Below are 1,821 nucleotides of genomic sequence, written 5' to 3'. Positions count from 1 at the left end.
CTGCGGAAACGTACTTTGTGCAAGTGTCAAGTTAACTGAACCGCCGGATGCGGAACCGCATGTCCGGTGGTGTGAGAGGTCGGCGGCGATAGCCGCCTCCTACTCGATCTGTTAAACCGTTTTGTTTATAAACTGTCACATATAACGTATGAACTTTTCTATAGGCATAGCAATATGCTGAAATCCATGAGAAAGGTTTCGCGCTAAATCGATTGACGTGGAGTATCCCTCATGGCTGTGTTGCAGGCATTTTTTATATTTTCATATATTGTATGTATATTTTTTGATAGGAATCCGTCAGCTTGACAGGAACCTCTTTTGTGTCTATATTCATTAAGAAAGGCTGGGAGAAAACACCGGTCTGGAAAGGAAGGACACATCATGTCAGAAACATTGAAGGTACTGGAAACAAGAAGAAGCTGCCGCGCATTTAAACCGGAGCTGATCGAAGAAGAAAAACTGCAGGCGATCATCAAAGCAGGGACCTATGCTGCAACCGGTATGGGCAAACAATCCCCTATTATTATTGCGGTTACAAATAAAGAATTGCGGGATAAGCTTTCTGCCATGAATGCAAAATTCATGGGAAAAGACGAAAGCTTTGACCCATTTTACGGAGCACAGGAGCTGCTTATCGTGCTGGCCAATAAGGCTATGCCGACCTATCTTTATGATGGAACCCTGGTGATGGGAAACCTCATGAATGCCGCTGAAGATCTTGGCGTAGCCAGCTGCTGGATCCACCGTGCAAAAGAGGAATTTGAGACACCGGAAGGGAAAGAGCTCTTAAAGAGCCTTGGAATCGAAGGAGACTATGAGGGAATTGGTCATCTGGTCCTTGGATATGCTGCAGCTCCGGCAAAAGAGGCAGCACCGAGAAAAGCTGATTACGTCTACTATATCCGGTAAAGGACACCGGCAATTTTTCCCAGGATAAGGTTTTCGGACTGGAAAACAGCTATATCTATAAGCCGCTGTATCCAGAAGCATAGTTAGTTCAGAAAATCTCTACTTGTCAACAGTAACGCAGGCACTTCTATTTTCCGGTGAAAGAGGTTGTAATAATAGATGATTTCGTTTAGGATAACAAGCGGGAATCCCCGGTTATTCAATTGCCGAGATGAAAGCGTCTGAAACGCAAGCAAAATCGAAAGTTTGTTCGATTTTGCTTGCGTTTCCTTCTGTATGATAGTATATTATGTGTATGAAAGAAAATTTAATACATTCAAGAACTTGTGTATACAATATCAACTACCATGTGGTGTGGTCTGTGAAATATCGCAGGAAGATTTTATCAACAGAGATTGAAACTTATCTAAAAGAACTGGTTCAGAAAATAGCATCCGATAAAGGTTTTACGGTTCATCTTTTTGAAGTTGGTGAAAGTGATCATATCCATTGTTTTGTGTCTGCACCACCGAAAATGTCAGTGACTGATATTGTAAAGTATTTAAAAGGAATTACAGGAAGAAAACTCTTTGAAAAATATCCGGTGATCCGCCAGAAACTATGGAAAGGTCAACTTTGGAATCACTCATATTATGTAGAAACAATCGGCTCGGTATCGGAAGAAAATATCCGACGATATATCGAGCATCAGAGCAAATCTTACTAGAAGAGGAGGGAAAATATGCTGTTAACACATGAAACAACCATTGTATTAAACAAAAATGATGCAAATATTGTAGGACACATGTGTTATGCGGCTTACAAGCTTTGGAATGTTTGCAATTATGAGAGAAACAACTACAAAAATCTGGGATTGGAGAAATATCCTGACTGGTATTATCAGAAATCAAAACATAAAGATGATCTGTGGTT

The 1,821-nt window shown here is 40.9% G+C and carries 2 protein-coding genes and 1 pseudogene; all 3 read left to right on the top strand.

The window, feature by feature from the left end:
• Positions 1 to 381: 381 nt before the first annotated feature.
• Complete coding sequence (locus DXA97_RS19645; RefSeq protein ID WP_118721453.1) at positions 382 to 909, top strand: nitroreductase; 528 nt, start codon at positions 382 to 384, stop codon at positions 907 to 909.
• Between the two features lie 289 nt (positions 910 to 1,198).
• A complete protein-coding gene (tnpA, locus tag DXA97_RS19640; RefSeq protein ID WP_118721452.1) occupies positions 1,199 to 1,615 on the top strand; it encodes an IS200/IS605 family transposase in 417 nt (138 codons plus the stop codon).
• A 15-nt stretch (positions 1,616 to 1,630) separates the two neighbouring features.
• A pseudogene (locus DXA97_RS19635) lies at positions 1,631 to 1,821 on the top strand (RNA-guided endonuclease TnpB family protein); the annotation flags it as partial.

The sequence above is a fragment of the Clostridium sp. OF09-36 genome (assembly GCF_003481985.1).
Classification (GTDB): domain Bacteria; phylum Bacillota; class Clostridia; order Lachnospirales; family Lachnospiraceae; genus Brotaphodocola.
Note: the sequence above shows the minus strand (reverse complement) of the source record. Positions and strands in the feature narration are given on the sequence as shown.